Here is a 1411-nt window from a genome sequence, read left to right as displayed (position 1 = left end):
CTCCCGATTCCGGCCGGTGCTGCGGCTTGTCGGCGCCGCTTGGCGTGGGCTCCTCGTCATGCGGCGACCTGTGCCTTGGCGTGCAAGGCGAGGAAGCGCATCATGTTGTGAGCGACGGCGAACCACAGCAGATGGATGCGGGCCTTGATCTTACCGCGCAGGGTTAGCTGGCGCAGTCCCATGCGGCGGGCATGGGCATTGATGCATTCGTGCTCGGCGCGCAGCCGGTAGAAAGCCTTACCGTCCTCGCTCTGCATGCGTTCACGCCAATCCGCGACGCCAACACCGTCACCCTTCTTCGGCGCATAAGGGTCCGTGCCATGCTTGGTTTGCCCCGCCGGGCACCACAGTTTGATGCCTTGGGCGTGGGCCCACTCGATGTCCTCGTTCTTGGTGAAGCCGCCGTCGACCAGATAGTTGGATGGGTCGTAGCCTTCAGCGTGCACCGTCTCGATCCCCGGTTGGGCCAGGCCGCGATCTGAGCCGCTGGTATCGATGTCGACCGCAACGATCACCTGACGTTCCGGTGCCGATATGATCTGCATGTTATAAGCCGGGCGCCACCCACCATCGCCCATCTTCATCACCCGCGCGTCGCTATCGGTGGTCGAAGCGCGCGGCTCCTTCTGCTTGGCCACCTGACCCTTGTTGGTCTTCTCCCGCCGTTCCCGCTCGGCCTCCAGTTCCTTCATGCGCTTCTGCGCCGCCGCGATCCGCGCCTCGCGCTCGCGGGCGCCACGCTCCTTTGCCGCGCGCTGGCGGCGGTCGCCAGCCGCCGGGTCCGTCTCGACTTCAGCGCGCAGACGCGCCACCCGCGTCTGTGCCGCGGTGAGCAGATCATCAAGCCGCGCGTGCCGGCGGAAGGAACTCGCCCCGGCACCCGCGCGCACTCGCAAGCCATCCTGCGCCAACGTGTCGAGCGACACCAAGCCAGCTTCCACCATCGATGCGACGCCTTGCGCCAGAAGCCGCTCCAGAACTGCCATATGTGCGATCCGGAAGTTCGACAGGCTGTGATAGTTCATCGACACCCCGCCGCATAACCAGCGATAGACCAGATGATCGCGACACAGCCGATCCAGTTGGCGGGCGCTGCCCACCCCATCGACCGTCGCCCACAGCCAAAGCGCCAACATCAGTTCCGGCGCTGCCGGCGGATGTCCGGGATGGCCCTCGCGCGCCTTGACGACGTCGTGCAACGCCGACAGATCCAGCCCCTCGACGAACGCCCAAACCGAGCGTACCGGATGATCCTCCGAGATCAGATCGTCCAATGCCGCCACCTGCATGCCGATCTGACTGCGTTCCGGCACCCGCAGTCGCAGCGCACCTCGCCTCTCGGCCTGCGGTCCTTCCTGCTTGGGTAACCCCTCGAACAACTGCTCGTCAGCCATCATCAGCCCCTGCTTCG

The 1411-nt window shown here is 65.6% G+C and carries 1 protein-coding gene; it reads right to left on the bottom strand.

The window, feature by feature from the left end; all coding sequences use genetic code 11:
- Window positions 1-56 precede the first annotated feature (56 nt).
- A complete protein-coding gene (locus tag CVM73_RS38680) occupies window positions 57-1397 on the bottom strand; it encodes an IS1182 family transposase (protein ID WP_100236933.1) in 1341 nt (446 codons plus the stop codon).
- Window positions 1398-1411 lie beyond the last annotated feature (14 nt).

The sequence above is a fragment of the Bradyrhizobium forestalis genome (genome assembly GCF_002795245.1).
GTDB lineage: Bacteria > Pseudomonadota > Alphaproteobacteria > Rhizobiales > Xanthobacteraceae > Bradyrhizobium > Bradyrhizobium forestalis.
This window is presented reverse-complemented; position numbering and strand designations above follow the sequence as displayed.

Coding starts and splice junctions, on each gene's coding strand:
- CVM73_RS38680 (WP_100236933.1), bottom strand. CDS start 1,397: ATGATGGCTGACGAGCAGTTGTTCGAGGGGTTACCCAAGCAGGAAGGA.